Genomic DNA, 17,433 nt, shown 5'->3' with positions numbered 1-17,433 from the left:
TGAAATGACATTCAAGACATCATTTTATCATAAGAAGGAGCCGGCCGTAAAACAGAAATCCACGAAATCATGGTTTCTTAATTGAAGAAACCATTACGGCTCGAAAGCCCGTGTGCACGGTTTCTCAAAATAGCCGTTTGCAGCCGCTTCTTTGGTGCTCGTGAAGGTCTCCGCAGCGTCCAAATCATCGGCGCAGTCATCTCGGGAATAATAACGGATACCTGTTCGGTGATCCACCCCCGCCTTGATAACGTTGGACCTGACCAAACGTCCGCTGCCCAGCGCGTAATTGTTCAATGCTTGCTCGCCAATAGGGATGCCTTGGATAAACGCCAAGATGCCGATATCGTCGATCGAGTTATTCCACTCCTCCTGTGAAATGAGCGGAAGCGTAAATACGTACGATGCGCCGCTTCGGACTGCCTTTTCATTATGCCTGTTAATAACATTGGCCAGATCGTCCTCGATCGCCTGAACGATAGTCGTTCTTCTTACCTGCTCATACCTGACCCCATCTTGCAGCAAAGGAATGGACGAAGTCGGTCCGAGCTCCCTTTGAAGTCCCCGGATCCATGTGCCCGAGCCGGCTTGATAAGCTTCTACGACATTATCGAGCGTAAAATGGACCATATTGCCTGCCCGGTCGCTGTAACTATACGGCTTTTTCGGAAGCCATAGATGCTTGGCATATGCCATGCCGTCAGCTCCCTTATATTCCTCCTCCGCGTACACCCAGTATCCGTCGTAATCGATCACAACTACGGCCGGAATGTAACGGTCCAGCGCCTGCTGGGCAGCCGCATCCTCTTCGATCCCCAAATTGGCATACAGTGTATGGTAAAACGTATCAAGGGCAAGCTCCTTATCCGCTTTAAAAAATTTCGCCGAGCCGTAGCCTGACTCAAACTCCTGCCGCTCATTGACGTTCAGCATGCTCCCCGCGTCCTGAACGGCTGTTCTCAAGGCTGTAACATACTTCAGCTCGGTAATACGAACATTCCGCTGATCCTGAACGTGGTAACCCATGATCAAAAAGACCGGAAAGAATATGACGATGAATACGAGGCAAAAATCAGTAATCTTCATTAAGTACCATGCCTCCATACGGAAAAGCGATCACTGCGGCCTCACCGGTCAATGCCCCTGTAACGAAATCGAACATAACCGTTCCCGCCGTCCGGTTCACATTTTTGACCGTAACTTTAAAAAAGTCTCCGGCCGTGAGCTTGTAGACTCTCGATTCATCGTCTTTGGGAACCGTAGTGTTGGGAAATATATGATCCATAATGTCAGAGGTATAATATCCGTCATAAACGGTGCTGAACTTGTTTTGAAACGTACCCGGGTCAGCCGCGTCGATATATTCCGGATGATATTTCTTGTGAAGATGCTCCATCTGCACGTCGAACTCGTTGCCCGTCGCCTGAATTTCTTCCAGAAACTGCTCATACATCACCGGACTGATATAGCCCTTGTTCCTTACGGCATCCACGAACTGCGTCACTGCATTATAGACGACGATGCGGGACAGGTCGTCCTGCCGCTGCGAAGCTTCCGCTGCCGGATAAATATACATAATGATCACGGCCAGCAGCACCGCCGCAAACTTCGAGATGGCGTTACTCATGGCTGGTCTTCTCCCTATTCTCCGACTTCTCAAAATGGATGCCGGTCAGGACGCCGGAGCCGTCCCACTCATAAACAACGGAGTACATCACGCCGGTCTCGATCATTGAGAAATCAAACCCATCCTCCCACGAACCTCCGGGAACATTTGCACCGTCAACCGAAATCCGGACACCCGGATCATTAAGCCCCATCATACTGAACACAACTTGAGAGCCGCTTACCCAATCCTCATGCGATGCTTCCAATACGGGCTGTACGCTTCTCAACTGTCCTTGGGCGGCGCGCCCTACCCCGTTCACGGTACGGTTCAGTTCTCCGGTTAAGCCTAGAGCGAAGATGCAGGCGCTGATAAACAAAATGAAGGCTAAACTGACGGAAATCATGCTTTCTGCATGCTGATTCATAACCTAAGCCACTCCTTCACCGTCCCTGCCTACTGTTCAAATATAAGTCCCCGTACCACATTGGAGCTGTCCTTCACGATGCTTGCCTTAAACTTTCCGCTTGGATTGACATACTCATTGCTGGACTCGTTGGCAGTTTCCGTCAAGTTTCCTACACGCTGCCCTGTATTGATCACCGAACCGTAATTGTCGCTCGCAATATCGGCGCTGATGTTGAGCTGATTGCCGTACCACTGACCCTGCCTGTTTTTGCCCGTTTTCACCAAAATGCCGAATTGGTCCTTATCCTTGAACTTTCGCAGTGCATTCGTCACCTGGGAACCGCTGATGCTTGTTCCGTCGTAAACCGTAAACGAAGCCTGGGACAGCTCGGTCTGGATGTCCGAGAAATTGTTTTGCGCGGTTTTTGTGGCTTCCTGCGCCGATATAAACAGAATGACGACAATCGTAATGAGGGCGATCGTCAGAAAAATGCCTGCGGCTACTTTTAATGCACTGGACGCGTTGTTCATAGGTTTACATCTCCTTATATTTTTTGAATTTGCTCGTAATAGATGTTCATCTGCATGAAGCTCATCGCAATCAGCGGGATGACCAAATAGATGAAAATCAAGGAGTACATGGGTGCAAAGCCGATCAGCCTGCCAAGACCCGCTTTTGTATCAATGATCCGCTCATAATCCTGTTTTCGCTGCTCAAAATAAAAGGACATCTCGTCTTCCAAATCGTCGAAAGCCTGGCTGATCGGTATTTTCTCCACGGAAAGGAGCAGCTTGTCCACGATTCTTTGAAACTCGGTGAACCGCACCTCCTCCTTCAATTGCTGGAGAGCCATTTCCCCGCCGTGGTCATAATGAATGAGACACTTCTGAATCGGAATTTTGAATATGACGGCAAAACGGTCCATCCACTCTAAAATTTCCTCCACCGAAATCCGGTCCATCTCCCTCAGCATCGAAATGACAGTCTGGTACTGGTAGACTTCATGCCGCATGTCCATATAGCGGAGCTTCCTCTGGAACAGAAGCAGCCAGAAAGGCCATTCGTATCCAAGCATGCCGGCGAAGAGGCACAACACAAGCTCCCACCATTTAAAATACTCGTTGTGATAAGCCTGAAGCTTGCCGAGGATCCGGTTAGCCGAGTCTACAAGCTCGTCTTTGCCGAGACCTTTGCTTTCAGCCTGCTGCAGCTGTTCAGCAATCTCCGCATAGGTAGCTTCCGGCGACATGTTCACCCTTCTCATGATCTCTAGGTCCCGGCTGCTGAGACGCTTGCCTTCCTCTTGCTGGGTGATGGTGGTCTGCCCGAAGAAGCTGTCCTGAACCACCGGATCGTACATGATGTGATTCCTGGACATCTGATGAAGATACAAAGTCATCGTCAGCGTAACCGCAAACACAATGAGGCTGTAGACGACCCGCCGGATGTAAAACCATTCATAGGTCAGCTCGGTTCCGGTTTCCTTCATCAAGCGGACCACTTTGGAATAATCAGCGCTTCCCGGATGGGGGGCAGCCCATGCGGCCATAACCCGGAATAACGGAACACGCGATATTGCTTTCTCCCATGGGCGGCTGTTTCTTCCCGCCCGGTATGTAGTTTCATCATTCTGCTGAAGCTTTTGCAGCAAAACAAACGACAGGATAATCACGATATAAATGAGAATTTTGGCCGCATACCCGAGCTTGCTCATATAAAACTCATCCATCGCGGGAAAGCTGCTTCTGGCCCATCGCTCGATCGGCTTGGTAAAAAACAGGGGAACTAACGCGATCACGTTGAGGCCTTTTAACAGATAATCGAGCTTGCTTCGCCGCAAAATTTCCAGATGGATCTCCTTCGTCAGACCGCTAAGTCCCTGCAAATAGATGGAGCCCTGCTCCTTCACCTTGTCGCCAAACTCCATGATCATGTAAGAAATACCGGCAAATGCTTTTAAAAAACGGTTGGGTGCAGCTTCATAGTACTTTTCCATTTCTTCGGAAGGATTGTTGCTGATCAGCGCCTCGGCAATTTTTCGGGTATGAAGGCCTGCCTCGTCCTCTGCCGATTCAGCCGCCTCCTGCAGCGCTTCATCCACCATCCCGTGCTGGTGATACCGGTGGCGGATGTCCGAAAACAGATCGAGCATTTGGACGAGCAGCCGCCGCTCCAGCCGGTTAACCACCATGTCGATCAACAGGCTGTTGATCACCACCGCAGTTAGCAGAACCAGCAGAAGGAAACTTAAGCTAGGGTTCAGCAGAAACAGCATCGCAACTGAAATACCCAGTGTCCCCAGTATGGAAAGTGTAACCTTCATGACCTCATGGCGAAGATAAAATTCCTCATACGCATGAACGCCGCTTACCCGTTTCCGTACTTTTCGGATATAGGCTGAAAGAAGCGGTACAGAACAACCTACGATATAAGCGGTTTGAAGAAATTGCTGCCATCGTTTGCGCAGCATCCATTCATCCTTCGGACGCGCAGGATCGCTCAGAAGCTCCAGCCGGTTCCGCCGCGACCTGTTATTCTGCCACATCATGACAGCATAGACTGACGCAAACAACGCCAGAGAAATGATCAGGACCAGGAACAGCAGACGCCTAATTCCCATACCCATTCCCCCAATTCGTCTGAGCAAAATCCTTGAACATGACCGCATCTTCCACGCTCATCTGCTCGGCCATTTCCCTGAAGTTCCTCTCGGAAATGGGTTCTTCGGCCACATATCCTCCATCGCGAAACTCGATGATGTTCCGGGAGGAAAAGGAGCTCTGGTCATGAACGCGGCGATAATATTCCGCCTGCAGTTGCATGAATTGGCCAAGCATCTTCCTAACACTCCCGTGGGTGCCCCCTTCAATCATGCCCAGCGCCTCCTTCTCCTTGGGGATGCATTCGGTAATCCGTTCGATGTACCGTTTGCCGGCAGCATCCCGTTTCAAATGAATGTCAAAGTTGATGACTTGAACCACCTGCTGTTCAGCAACGGCTTCATGGTGAAACACACCGCTCTTCAGCAGGGAATTCCGCAGGGAGAAGATCAAATCGCGGAACGTCTTGGCGTGATGTGTAAATACGGTAAACAAGCTGGCGACCTGGGACATTTGGATCATCCAGGAGGAAACCCCGTCGCTGGCCACCTCGCCCAATATATTGACCGTGCCGTCCGTCTTTTTCTGAAGGTCCAATCCTTCCTGTCCGGTAATGCGATCTGTCTCCCGGAACGATAATATGTTTCTTCGGCTGTAGATCTTCCGGAGGTGGAGCTCGAACGCCATTTCCTGCACCCGGAGTGTATAGGTCGGGTAGATATGCTCGATCATCGCCATCAGCAGCGTCGTCTTACCAGAGCCCTGGGCTCCCGTGATGGCCGTAATTCGGCTCCCTTTCATGAGATAGCGCAGCATTTGGATCGGAAGCTGGGCGTTCTCCCCGGTGACCAGCTGCTCCAGCGTCGCGCTGCGGATGTCAAACTTACGGACGAAAAAAGCCCATGACTCCGAAAACGGCGGCCTGACCACCACGACGCGCGACCCGTCCTTCATTTCGTTTACTTTGTAGCCGTTAGCTTCCGACAGCTGGCCGGGGTGATTGTATTTATAAATGTTCTGGCAGACACGCTTCAGCTCAAGCTCTGTCCCGAAGGACAGGCAGGCCATATGAATCGTTTTGCCCCTGTAAAATATCCACACGCTTTCGGTCATTCTGGCTTTACGATCCGGCTGAACCGAAGCTTGCAGCATACGCAGCGGGTCCAGTCCATAGGAGGCGGCGAATGACTCGTCAGCCAAAATACCGCTCACACCGCCGCTGACGCCGTCAATCCGCTGATCCCTGAGCTCATCGATAACCGAAAACCCTTTAAACTGCTGGTAAATACGCTGAACGACAATCTCCAGCTTCTCCGAAAACGTCAGGCTTCGGGATTCATTAGTATACATTTGTTCCACATCGCTGGCGGTTACAGCATAAACTGGCTCATCCCCATAACCAGGAAGCACGCGCAGGTCGGCTAGACCATGCAGTTCGAGCATCATCGACAGCGCGTCCTGGCCATACTGCAGTTTGTATAAATAAAAGATGATTTCGAATTGATCCTGTACGTTCAAAAGCCTCGGATCCGCAAACGGAATCGCCTGATCTATGTTGCCCTCCGTCACGCCATAACTTTTGACCAGCAAATCGGCCATAAACTGCTTCACGTATTGCTTTTCATGAACATCTCCGGAAATGCAGTTCTTCAGCGCTTTGCGCAGTTCACTGCGCTGATTCAGCCTGCGCTTGTATTCTTCTTCATGCAGTCCCAGGTCGGTTAGTTGACTGTGGGTCAGCTCGTGAAGGGTCTGTTTGACGAACGATGTCATCGCTTCGATCGTAAATTCAACGCCGGTTGTCCCGGATACAGGGGGCCGTTTGCGCAGATCAAGCCATCTCAAGTAAATGAAAAGAGCTGCAAATAATAAAATGATTGCCATAAACAAAATGTTGAACAGCGGTCCGGATAACATTCAAGCTCCCCTTCCCACCATCTTCAAAGCGGGTATTTCAAGCATATTCATCAGGTCTTTGGCCAGCTGCCTTATGCTGCCGTAGAAGTGTGCCGATGGGTGCCGCTCGTTCAGATTGCGGCTGCGCTGCATATAGTTCATGACACCATGCATGTTCCAGGCATCCATGAAATCCGTATTGTAAGGAACTCCGTGAAGAATGCCCTTATACCCGAACCTGCGTTTAATGTTGTGAAGCGTGCAATGGGATTCTTTGTCGTAGCGCCCAAGGACAAGGATAACCGGCTTATCCTTTAACTGGTCGGGATAGTGTCTCCCGCTGAAAAAGTGTTCCAATCCATGAACGCTCTGCGTCAGGCTGACAACGATCAAATCCGCCTGCTCCAGCATCGTCCCGTCCCCTGGATCCCCGGCTGCCTCCATCCCGCACCCGGCATCCAGGAGCACCAGATCATAACATTGGTTGGCGATCGTTACGATGGACTGCACCGATTGCGCGCGATAACCCGGCAGCGTTCCCCCCCGACGGTCATTTCCCTGGACGAGGTCGAGACGCTCAGGCAGCACAGGGATCGTGTAATCCCGGAAATTGTCCCTGAATAAACGCCGGTTAACCGCTAGCCTTTCCAGCGCGTCCATTCCGTGATCGTGAAACGACACGAGGGAATGGTCAAGAACCAGCCTGCTGCTTCGGAACGCCCCTTCAACACGTTCACCCGCCGTACCACCGTGACCGAGAAGGACGCGCAGGCGATAATCCAATCCGAGGCAAGCCGCAGCCGCGGCTGCGTGCGCCGAACTTCCGCTCCCTCCCTCTAACGGGCTCCAAAATGCTACTGTACTCATACTTTGCTCCTTTCTGCGCTCCGTAAGGCGCGATGGATTGTTTTCGGTTCCATATCTGTCAGAAGTCTCATCAGCAGGCATAATTTTTTTTTATATATTCGGCTTAAGTGTCTGATCCGTACCTTCCGGGTATGATCGTTCTGCAGCTTCAAGGCATAATCCGTCTCGACCCACGGGATGACAACAGACGCTTCCTTCCATAGCACAGGGAGGCCGCCGAAATATCCTTCCGCGTATCCCTCGTCAAAAAAATCATCCATTGCCCGGATGTACACTTTATAGAACTCCTGCGGCGTACTGCCGAGATGCCCGCGTAGCAGTTCTTCCAACCAATCTCTCCCTCGCTCCAGCGTCCAAATCTCATAATCGCTGACCCATACCAACGCGGCAGCGTTGTCCCAGGAATCACGGGGGCAAAATTCCGCCTGCTCCATATCAAAAACGACCACGTCGTATTGCTCAATCGATGTCCCGACTAACGCTAGATGTTCTCTGAGTTCGGTTTCATCCGCAAAACCCGAAGCGACATCAAAGCCGGAAAATTCCGTCACAGACAGCGGTTTGTCCAGCTGTCCGATATACAGCGGATATTTATGCTTCTCGGTCGCATCCACCAGCAATACCTTTTGCCCTGCCGCACGAAGCAGCATGCACACATAGAGCAGAAGCTCGCTCTTGTCACATATCCCGGCAAAGATCCACGTCTTCACCTCATCACCCCTGGCCAGTCGATATTTTCAAAAGTTCACGAATCGTGTTGCTTTGCTTACATACAGCTCCGGCTGCTCTTAACTATGGTTGATCCGTTGAACTTCCACCCTCTTTCACTGCCTGTTCAAGCAGCTTGTTCTGCTGTGGTTGGTCCAACGTAAACGAGTCCTCTGACTCCCCGGCAGGGGTTGAACCGTTCGTTTGGAACGAGCTTGGCGTGCTAGAGGAAGATCCTGAGGCCTGACCATACCCTGAAGAATATTCCGACGCCGAAAATGAGCCGTTCCCTGGAGATTGTGCATCTGCGCGGGCAAGGTCGCTCTCCAGCGCTGTGCGCACGGCCTCAGCCAGCGTCTGCTCCGCTTTATTTACGATGTTAGGGTCGCTCGCGATCAGTTTCATCACGGCTTTATTTACCGGATAGGTCGGGACCGCCCTGCTCTGCATTTCCGGTTCAACGTAAGTGAGCGCATATAATGCGGCATCATGCAAATAGGCATCCACCATGGCGCTCGACAAAGACAAAATCTCCTGCTCATTCATCTTGATCCACATCGTTGGCGATGCAAGCTTATCTATCTTTTTCTTGGACAGCACGATGTAGTCCTGACCGGAAGGAAACTGGATCCGTATGTCGACGGAATCCCCTTGCCTCAGGTTGGAGGGCAGTGAGACCGCCTTCATCTCCCGGTTTCTTAAATCCGGTGCGGTCGGCTGGCCTTCATACAGCATCGCTTCGGTTAGAGGCGTACCTTTGCCCAGCTCGATCTTGGCCGTCCTTCCCGCAGCTCCGTCCTTGTCCGTGATCAGGTTGCCAGGGGCAGCCTCGAGCGGAAGCCTGATCTGAATCAGATCGCCCTGCTTGATCGTCTCTCCGGGAGCAACATCGCGGGAGATGGTCCACCCGGATGCCATCGACTTCTGCGACTGGAGCTGAGCCTCCTCCAAATCGGCGATTTGCCGCTGGTAGTGGCGCTCTATCGCTCCCTCCCGTTTGTTGTGCTCCATCGTGTTCCAGACCGCATAGCCTGCAAACAGCAGCCCCATCGCCGAAGCGCCTGCCAGGCCTGCATAAATCAAGTGTTTCGTTCGCTGCCTTAACTTTGACATACTTCCCGATTACTCCCTCCTTCATCGTCGCCTCTCAGCTTAAGCCAAACCTGAACTTTCGTCTGCGCTCCGCGACCGGCAGCAGCCCTTGGAATATCCGGACAAATGCCCGGTCCATCTCATCGCATTGGTCAAAAGGATCCACCTGAAGCGGGATGGAAAATACCCGGGACGTGCCCAGCGTACGCCGCAGCCGGTGCACAGCGTCCTGCGGTGCGAGCGGAAGAAAGTACATCCACTTATGCTGCGGATGACTGGACAATTGCTGGACGAGCCCGACCAAATCCTGGTGCTTCCACTCCGCTCCCGATCCGACAATAATGGGAATATCCGCACGAAGAAATTCCTCCAGCCGGTCATTACTGAAATAAGCTCCCAGATCCATCACCACAAAGTCGTAACTTCCACCAAGCAGGGAGATCACGTCAGCCCTCCCGGTTTGCCGCCAGTAATCCACGCCCTGCACCTCAAACTTGCGCTCACCCGTTTGCACGCGATCTGTCCTGCCGGCCGCGATTCTCTGAATCCGGCCGAACGCCGGAGATTGCAGATTCATCTCGACAAGGGCCACTTTGCCGTAGCTTCGGGCCAAATAATGCGCGACGGCAATCGCCGTATGGGTTGTCCCCGTGCCGCTGCCGGCACCCATGACCGCGATCGCCAACGTTCCCGGAAATCCCGGCTTCCTCCCCGCTTTCAGTCCCACCGGTCCTGTACCCAGCATCCCGATGGAATCCAGGACCGAGCGTACCTCCTTGGCCGATTGGTACCTGTCTTCGGGTTCAATGCTCAGCAAGCGGCGGATAATAGGGATCATGCCTTTCGGAATATCGGGGCGGATCAGTTCCTGTACCCCTTCCTTCCATTCGCTGCATTTGCCGCCGGTGGACAAATACAGCATCAAGGCGCCCAAGCCGTACAAGTCCGACCTTGCGTCGCTTTGCCCCAATCCATACTGCTCCGGGGCCGCAAATCCGACCGTACCGAGCTTAACGGTGTCCTGATATTGATCCTGCTTGTAATTTCTGGCGATCCCAAAATCGATCAATCGGACTTCCAGCTGGCGGGCAAGCATAATGTTGGATGGCTTCAAGTCGCGAAAAATGACCGCGGGTTCATGCTCATGCAGATACTCCAGCACTTCCAGCAGCTGATTTGCGATCTGCAGAATAGTTCCAGCCGAGAGCCTGTATTGGTTCTCCTTAAAATACTTCTCGAGCGTGACACCCTGAATGAAGTCCATGACCAAATAAGCGAACCCTTCTTCATCCGATGCGAAAAAATCGACGATTCGCGGGAGACGGGGATGGTTCAATGAGATGAGAAGCTCAGCCTCATCCTGCAAGCCCTGAAGCAGCTCGGGCCTCGACGGTGTCTCCTTGACGGCCCACTGCTTGCCTGGAAGCTTCAGGTCCGCTGCCAGGTATACCCGGCTCATACCCCCTTCACCAATGCCGGCGATTACTTCATACCTCCCTCCAATCCTTTGTCCGGGACGCAGCCTGGAAGGATGACTCATCGTATACACAACCTTTCTGAACGACAAAAAAGGAAAGCACCCTCGGATGACGACGTGGCCTGGGCCACGATCGTACTCCGGGATGCTTTCCCTATATTATCGTTTGGTTAATTTTGGTACTAGTATAAAATAAATTGTCGGATCTCGCAAGAAATATTTTCCAAACTGCATCATTGCGACAAATACTGGCAAACCGGTACTACATCATTAACAACCTTAATATTTTATCATATAAAGTGTGATCTCGTCCCGATTGTGAAACAGCTGCTTGGCTCTCTGAACCTGCATCTCAGCCTGCTCAAACGACGAAATAACATCATCAATTAATGCCATCGGTTTCTTATGCATCAGCTTCACCGTTACAACCGCCGTTCCTCCCGCAGCCAGGCTTGGCAGCAGCTCCTTCACCAGCTTCACCATCTGTTTCGGACTCCAGCTCATATCACATACAAGAAGATCAAATTCCTCATCCTTGAATTGTACCTCTGAGGCATTTTTCCGGAGGATCCGCAGCGCGGGATGCCCCTGCAGCGACTCATGCATGACCGCCGGGTCCACGGCTGTAACCTGTAAACCGCGCTCCAGCAAAAAGGACGTCCAGCCTCCAGGCGCCGCTCCGATGTCAATCGCCTTGTGAAAAGCGGTGAAATCGATGCCAAAGCTGTGTTCGGCTTCGAGCAGCTTGAATTTGGCCCTGGAGATCTGTCCTTCCTCACGCTGAAAGCGGATTGCTCCGCCGCTCCAATCCGACAAGTTGTCGGATGGCCGTGAAACCCCGGCGTACAGCATGCTTCCGGCGGCAAAAATAGAAATGATCCACTCCGGATCCTGCACGACGAAATCCGCCCCGAGGTCGCTCAGCATCTCGGCCAGCGTTTCGCGCAGTTTGCCCGCGCTGTCCTGCCACAGGCTGTCGTCGGCTTTCCGAACCTGAAGCGACACGGCTGCGCCATGAAGCTCCTTCCGGTTCCGCAGGAAGGCGCTGACCTCACGGACCGCCTGATCCATGTCTTCTGCATTTTGCTCCAGCTGCACAGGCTGGATGTGACGCAGAAAGATCGGCGGGCTGCTGATAATCATGTCTACGGCTCGGCCGGCTTCTTCATTTAGCGTTAACAGGAACACTTCTCCCGACACGAGCACGCGGCTTTTTAGGCTGCCGAATTTGCGGCGCAGCTCTTCCTGGGCATAAGGAGCGAAGCCGTGGTTTGCCGTGCATATAAATCTTGAGATGGAATCTCCCGATTCCTCGCTATTTTCATTATTCGATAAGTTATGATCAGTCAAAATGGGTTTACCCTCCAGAAATCACTTTAATCCATGGACGTCCTTCTTCCCATTCCAGTTTGGCAGGAATGTCGTAAGTCCGCTTGATCAATTCGTTAGTCAGCACCTCTTGCTTTGGACCGGAACCGGCGATTTTGCCGTCACGGATCAGCGCCACATGGGTGAATAGAGGCACGATCTCTTCCACATGGTGGGTCACATACACTACGGTCATATTCCGCTGGCGAAGCCGGTCAACCTCGGCCAGCATCTTTTCCCGTTCATATAAGTCCAGGCCCGCACACGGCTCGTCCATGATCAGCAGCTTGGGGTCTGCCATCAAGCAGCGTGCCAGCAGTACCTTTTTCCGTTCGCCCTGGGAGAGCGTGCCGAAGGGATACTCCGCATGTCCTCCCAAGTGCATATCCTTCAGCAGACTATAAGCCTTCTCTTTTACGTCCGCCGGAATCTCCTGATAAAACCGCAAAAAAGCGTACGCTCCGGTGGCCACTACTTCCCACACCGGGTCGCTGAGCGACAGCCTTTCGATCAGCGAAGGGCTGATATAGCCGATTTCTTTGCGCACTTCCCGGACATCGCACTCGCCATATACATTACCCAGTACTTCAATTGTACCCGAGCTGGGAAAAAGATAACCCGTCATCATTTCCAGCATCGTCGTTTTACCCGAGCCGTTTCTCCCGAGAATCGCCCAATGCTCCCCGGGTTTTATTTCGAGAGACACATGGTCAAGAATGAGGTTGTCCTCTCTTCTCAGCGTCACGTCCTTCATCGAAATCATGATATCACTCCCCTAATTTCCTGCAGCAGGTCCTCCACGGAGCCCATGTTGTACCGGATGGACGGTTTGGCGCTGCGGTTCGCGTCGGTGACGAGGAGCGCAGGCACACTGCGGATCTGATACTGCTGAACGACCTGCGGCAGCATGTTCACGTCCGCATCCGCCACGATGCCCTCCGGCAGCAAATGCTCCGCCACTTCAAGCATTCGTCGGGCTGCTTTACACGTGCCGCAGAAAGGAGTATACAAAAAGACGGCCAGCGGCTGCCCCTTAGTCCAAAGCTCCTTAAGCAGCTCCTGCTCACTTAGATGCCTCATTGCGTTTCCCCTCCCGCAATCCGCTCAAGCACATCCGGAGGCATTGGGCCATTATGAAGCACGACATGCTCTGGCTTATGATGATAGAGCAGCTCATACATTTCCTTTTTCCCCCACATACTCGACGTATGCAAATAAATCTCCTGCGGGAATAAGGCGTCCGTAATCATATGCTTGACCACGTCCTTGCCGGTCATTTCCCCGGGTCCCAAGTCAAAATCAAGCGATAATATGCCAACCTCGCACTCCTTGAGCATCAGAAGGCATTCCTCCGCATTGCGAGCGAGGGTAAAGCCTTGCGGACAGCGGCGGTAGTCATCCAAAAACAGATGGATCACGCTCGGGTCCCTCCTTCCCTAAAAAAAACAAAACGAAACGGCTATTCGATCGGCCAGCTTTTCACCTTGGCGATATCGCCGCGGTGCGTACCGTCTTCGCCTGCGTCCGTCTCCAGTACGAGCGCCTTGCCATGGAATTCCGGATATGACAGCAGCGCCTGAAAGGCTTCCTCGCCAATATACCCCTGACCGATCCGCTCATGGCGGTCTTTTCCCGACCCGAGCGGGTATTTGGAATCGTTCAGGTGGACTGCGGCCAGATCGCTCCAGTATCCAAGCTCTCTGCCCCGCTCAACGAGCGCATCCGTCGTACGCGGATCCCACACGCCTGATGCGTATGCATGGCAAGTATCCAGGCAAAAGCCGATTTTCTCCGGGTAATCGCTCAGCCGCCTGATGTTTACCAGCTCATCAAGCGTAATGCCCATTGAGCCCGGGGTGCCGGCCTGGTTTTCCAGCAAAATCTTCGCGCTGCCCTGCCAGCCTGACAGCGTCTCGTTTAAACATTGTATTATATTTTTGTAGCCTTGTAATGCATCGCGCCCTTTGAAATGTCCGAAGTGGACCACGATGCCGACCGTGCCGCAAGCCTCGGCGATGATCAGATCGTTCTGCAGCGACTTGACGGTCAGCTCGTACAGCTCCCGGCCCCGGCTGTCGCCGATTGCGATGTTGATCGGATACGGGGTGTGGGCGATGCTTGGCATGCCGTGCTCCCGGCAAAAGGTAAGGCAGTCCGCCGCAGCAGATACATCCAGCGTTTTGATCGACATGCTGCGGGGATTTTTCGGAAAATATTGAAACGATCTCGCTCCGATTTCCCATGCCCGCCGGGCAGCTCTCCCATAACCGCCGCGCGTGCTGACATGGCAGCCGATGAGCAGCTGGTTACTGCTCATGCTGGCAGGACGGACAATAAAAAACCTTCCGCCCGTTTAATTCGGATTTGTTGATCGTACCGCCGCAGCGGTAGCATGCTTCCCCTTCACGGTCATACACTTTGCACTGATCGTCATAGCCGCCGGTTAACTGATCTCCCACCATAAACGGAGTATCCATATAGCCCCCGCCTTCAAGGGCTTCACGCAGCACTTTCTGCATGGCATCATACAGCCTCGCAACCGATGCTTCCGTCAAGTCCTGAACCTTCACCGAAGGCAGAAGACCGGCTTCATACGCGATTTCATCCGCATAGCAGTTCCCGATGCCGGCAATGACATGCTGGTTGACCAGCAGCGATTTTAAAGATCCGCGCCGCCCCTGCAATATTCCTGCAAACTTTTCCGGGGTCATCCGGCGGTCCAGCGGCTCCGGTCCGAGGGGAGCGAACAGCTCATCGACTTCTTTTGCCGAATGCAGATGAAGATGGCCTAGCCGAAGGCCGATAAAATACAGCGTCCGGTCCCCAAACGAAATTTCAATCTGGGTAGTACGTTTCGGGCGATCCTCTTCGGTTCCGTAATACATCGAGCCGCCCAGCATCAGATGCAGGAGCAGCCTGCGGCCGTTGTTCAGGTGGAAAATGAGGTGCTTTCCGCGCCGCTCCACAAAAATCGTTCTCGTACCAAGCAGCTCCTCTTTGAAGCTTTCAACGGGAACATTAATGGATTTCTCCCGGTTGACGACCACGTTCGTAATCGGAGCATTGATAATCAGTTCTGACAGCAATCTTCGGTAATTTTCCATTTCCGGCAGTTCCGGCATCTTGTTCATCTATCCTTTCAAAATCCATCACGGATGTTCATGTAAATGTATATAAAACGGTCCCTGAAGGTGTCAAGGACACAACAGCTGAGTCAGCTCGGTCAGATCACGGCAAATGATGTCCGGAGAGATGCCGGCTGCATCGACGTGCATCTGCAAGTTGCTCTCCGTCGTCAGCCCCGTCAGGACCAAAATCGTCTGACATCCCGCGGCAGCCCCTGCCGCAATGTCCGTACGCATATTATCACCGATCACAGTGGCTTCGGTCGGGGACAGCTGCAGCCGATCCGTAGCATATTTCATCAAGTGGCTCGAAGGCTTCCCGATAATCACCGGTTTGACACCGGAAGCCGCTTCAATTGCTGCTCCAAGCGATCCGGCCCCCGGGACAAGCCCGTGATCGGAAGGAAGCAGAAGGTCGGGATTGGTCAGCACAGAACGGGCGCCTTCACGGATCCAGCGAACGGCCTGGGCGAGCGTATCGTAAGTAAAAGAGCGGTCGATGCCTTGCACGACAAATTCAGGCGCATCGTCGACGAGCTTGAGCCCTTCCTCAATCAAAGCCTGCCGAAGCCCATCTTCCCCTAGCATAGCCACTCTGGCCCCAGGAGATTCTTCAGCGATATACCGCGCAGCGGCAAGTGACGAGGTGCAAACCTTCTCTTTGTCGGCGGGAACACCCATTTCGTTCAAATGAGCAGCCACCATTTCCGGCGTTTTCGAAGAATTGTTCGTCACGAATAAATAAGGGATTTCCCGCGATTGCAGCGTTCGAATCAGAATGTCCGCTCCGGGTATCATATGTTTCCCATGATATAACGTTCCGTCCAGGTCAATCAGCAGACCGCGGGTAGTTTTCAGCGTGTTCAATGGACATACCTCGTTTCATCTAGTAAAACTTTTGGCTGCGAAAAGCCTGGCTCCCGCTGCAACAGTCGATTTTCAGGCTTCCTGTAACCCAGCTTGTTCCATTGTAAAAGAAAACGGAGGAATGTGGCAACCGGAAGCACGACGACAAGGACGTTTATCTCCATTATTTCGTCATGCGTTTACCCTGAAACCTATCACGGGAAGTCCAATTGTGCAAAGTTGTGTCATTTCCTGCGCTTTCCCGGAAAATAATGATTATCCGGGAAATGAACCGCTGCAGTAAGAAAAACGTCTATCGACGTACCTTCAAAGAAGACAGACCGCGTTTAGCTGAAGTTTTTCTTGCGATTATAGAATGGTTCAGCTTCGCTGAAATTTATAAATTCTATAATCTTAAAGAAAAAAGGCTCGCCCGGAGCCTTCATACCATTATCGCCTGCCCTATGTCTTCACTATTCTTCGTGGCGGGTCACCGGAAACAGCACCAATTCTTCGGCCAGCAGCGTTTTTGGAAAGAGTGACCTGGCTTCCGCCAATAGAGGCTGCAGGTGCTCCATATCCTTGTAACGTGAGCTGAAGTGCGTAATAATGAGCTCCTTGGCCCCCGCGTCGCGGGCAGCTTCTGCGGCTTGAAGCGCCGTGCTGTGATGATAGTTGTGTGCGGTCTCATGAAGCTCATGCAGAAACGTGGCCTCATGAACGAGCAGATCCGCCTGTTCGGCCAGCGGCAGAACGTTGGCACAAGGGCGGGTATCGCCCAAGATCGTAACGACGCGCCCCTTCTTCGGCGCACCAAGCACGTCTGCCGGTGTAAGCACCCGGCCGTCTTCCAGGTCGATGCTCTCCCCGCGCTTCAAACGGCCGTAAATCGGCCCCGGTTTTAACCCGTACTCGGCCATCCGTTTCAAGTCCAAGCTGCCTGGCTTGTCTTTTTCCATGATCCGGTATCCATAGCTGTCAATGCGGTGCTCCAGCAGACGGGATTCAACCCGGACCTCCCCGTCTTCAAAAATGACTCCCCCCGTGTGCTCATTCACCTCAAGTTCAAACTCGATTCGCGACTGGCTGAGGGTAAGTGACGTGTCTATGTATTTTTTGATCCCCGGCGGTCCGTACAGCTGCAAGGGCGTGGTGCCGCCCTGGTTGGACCTGCTGGAGAGCAGCCCGGGAAGACCGAATATATGATCACCGTGCAGGTGGGTAATGAAAATTTTCTCCAGCTTGCTCAGCTTTAATGAAGACCGCAGAATTTGATGCTGCGTGCCTTCGCCGCAATCGAACATCCAGAAGCTGCGCCGCTCCTCGTACATCCGAAGCGCCATCGATGTCACGTTCCGCTGCAGAGAAGGAACCCCCGCATTGGTACCCAAAAACTCCAGTTCCATAACGCTATACCTTCTTTCCAAGAATGCGCCAGC

18 protein-coding genes are annotated in these 17,433 nt (G+C 52.8%); all 18 read right to left on the bottom strand.

Translation table 11 applies throughout. From position 1 onward, the window contains the following. Positions 1–93 precede the first annotated feature (93 nt). Positions 94–1,086, bottom strand: a complete 993-nt coding sequence (locus K2F33_RS19760) for a hypothetical protein (protein ID WP_263878327.1) — start codon at positions 1,084–1,086, stop codon at positions 94–96. Further along, entirely contained in the window at positions 1,073–1,627 is a 555-nt protein-coding gene (locus K2F33_RS19755) for a hypothetical protein (protein WP_089547890.1), read from the bottom strand. The genes K2F33_RS19760 and K2F33_RS19755 overlap by 14 nt, the downstream gene beginning before the upstream one ends. Beyond that, complete coding sequence (locus tag K2F33_RS19750) at positions 1,620–2,033, bottom strand: hypothetical protein (protein WP_263878326.1); 414 nt, start codon at positions 2,031–2,033, stop codon at positions 1,620–1,622. The genes K2F33_RS19755 and K2F33_RS19750 overlap by 8 nt, the downstream gene beginning before the upstream one ends. A gap of 29 nt (positions 2,034–2,062) precedes the next feature. Beyond that, entirely contained in the window at positions 2,063–2,545 is a 483-nt protein-coding gene (locus K2F33_RS19745; RefSeq protein WP_076171305.1) for an ABC transporter permease, read from the bottom strand. Positions 2,546–2,559: 14 nt separating this feature from the next. After that, the gene (locus K2F33_RS19740) at positions 2,560–4,635 is read right to left on the bottom strand and encodes a hypothetical protein (RefSeq protein WP_263878325.1); all 2,076 of its coding nucleotides are present in this window, start codon (positions 4,633–4,635) and stop codon (positions 2,560–2,562) included. After that, positions 4,625–6,532 carry an ATPase, T2SS/T4P/T4SS family gene (locus K2F33_RS19735; protein ID WP_263878324.1) on the bottom strand — a complete coding sequence of 636 codons (1,908 nt, stop codon included), beginning with the start codon at positions 6,530–6,532 and terminating at the stop codon, positions 4,625–4,627. Before K2F33_RS19735 ends, K2F33_RS19740 begins: the two co-directional genes overlap by 11 nt. After that, positions 6,533–7,378: a P-loop NTPase family protein gene (locus K2F33_RS19730; protein WP_163876145.1), complete on the bottom strand. Its 846-nt coding sequence runs from the start codon at positions 7,376–7,378 to the stop codon at positions 6,533–6,535. It lies immediately after the preceding gene. Beyond that, the gene (locus tag K2F33_RS19725; protein ID WP_263878323.1) at positions 7,375–8,088 is read right to left on the bottom strand and encodes a hypothetical protein; all 714 of its coding nucleotides are present in this window, start codon (positions 8,086–8,088) and stop codon (positions 7,375–7,377) included. Before K2F33_RS19725 ends, K2F33_RS19730 begins: the two co-directional genes overlap by 4 nt. A gap of 82 nt (positions 8,089–8,170) precedes the next feature. Then, entirely contained in the window at positions 8,171–9,199 is a 1,029-nt protein-coding gene (locus tag K2F33_RS19720) for an SAF domain-containing protein (protein ID WP_263878322.1), read from the bottom strand. Between the two features lie 34 nt (positions 9,200–9,233). After that, the gene (locus K2F33_RS19715; protein WP_263878321.1) at positions 9,234–10,718 is read right to left on the bottom strand and encodes a serine/threonine-protein kinase; all 1,485 of its coding nucleotides are present in this window, start codon (positions 10,716–10,718) and stop codon (positions 9,234–9,236) included. Positions 10,719–10,934: 216 nt separating this feature from the next. Beyond that, entirely contained in the window at positions 10,935–12,005 is a 1,071-nt protein-coding gene (locus K2F33_RS19710) for a 23S rRNA (cytidine(2498)-2'-O)-methyltransferase RlmM (RefSeq protein ID WP_263878320.1), read from the bottom strand. A gap of 7 nt (positions 12,006–12,012) precedes the next feature. Further along, positions 12,013–12,786: an ABC transporter ATP-binding protein gene (locus K2F33_RS19705; protein WP_263878319.1), complete on the bottom strand. Its 774-nt coding sequence runs from the start codon at positions 12,784–12,786 to the stop codon at positions 12,013–12,015. Next, positions 12,783–13,103, bottom strand: a complete 321-nt coding sequence (locus tag K2F33_RS19700; protein ID WP_076171275.1) for a thioredoxin family protein — start codon at positions 13,101–13,103, stop codon at positions 12,783–12,785. The genes K2F33_RS19705 and K2F33_RS19700 overlap by 4 nt, the downstream gene beginning before the upstream one ends. Next, the gene (locus K2F33_RS19695; protein ID WP_076171273.1) at positions 13,100–13,441 is read right to left on the bottom strand and encodes a cyclic-phosphate processing receiver domain-containing protein; all 342 of its coding nucleotides are present in this window, start codon (positions 13,439–13,441) and stop codon (positions 13,100–13,102) included. Before K2F33_RS19695 ends, K2F33_RS19700 begins: the two co-directional genes overlap by 4 nt. 41 nt (positions 13,442–13,482) lie before the next feature. Beyond that, positions 13,483–14,340, bottom strand: a complete 858-nt coding sequence (locus K2F33_RS19690; RefSeq protein WP_089547901.1) for a deoxyribonuclease IV — start codon at positions 14,338–14,340, stop codon at positions 13,483–13,485. Further along, positions 14,330–15,145 carry a DNA-formamidopyrimidine glycosylase gene (mutM, locus tag K2F33_RS19685; protein WP_089547902.1) on the bottom strand — a complete coding sequence of 272 codons (816 nt, stop codon included), beginning with the start codon at positions 15,143–15,145 and terminating at the stop codon, positions 14,330–14,332. The genes K2F33_RS19690 and mutM overlap by 11 nt, the downstream gene beginning before the upstream one ends. A gap of 72 nt (positions 15,146–15,217) precedes the next feature. Next, positions 15,218–16,006 carry a TIGR01457 family HAD-type hydrolase gene (locus K2F33_RS19680; RefSeq protein WP_076171769.1) on the bottom strand — a complete coding sequence of 263 codons (789 nt, stop codon included), beginning with the start codon at positions 16,004–16,006 and terminating at the stop codon, positions 15,218–15,220. A gap of 461 nt (positions 16,007–16,467) precedes the next feature. After that, positions 16,468–17,400 carry a ribonuclease Z gene (gene rnz / locus K2F33_RS19675; protein ID WP_116229864.1) on the bottom strand — a complete coding sequence of 311 codons (933 nt, stop codon included), beginning with the start codon at positions 17,398–17,400 and terminating at the stop codon, positions 16,468–16,470. Positions 17,401–17,433 lie beyond the last annotated feature (33 nt).

Source organism: Paenibacillus sp. PSB04 (assembly GCF_025809195.1).
In the GTDB taxonomy this organism is placed as follows: Bacteria; Bacillota; Bacilli; order Paenibacillales; family Paenibacillaceae; genus Paenibacillus_AQ; species Paenibacillus_AQ favisporus.
The sequence above is the reverse complement of the archived record's forward strand: the minus strand, read 5'-3'. Positions and strand labels throughout refer to the sequence as shown.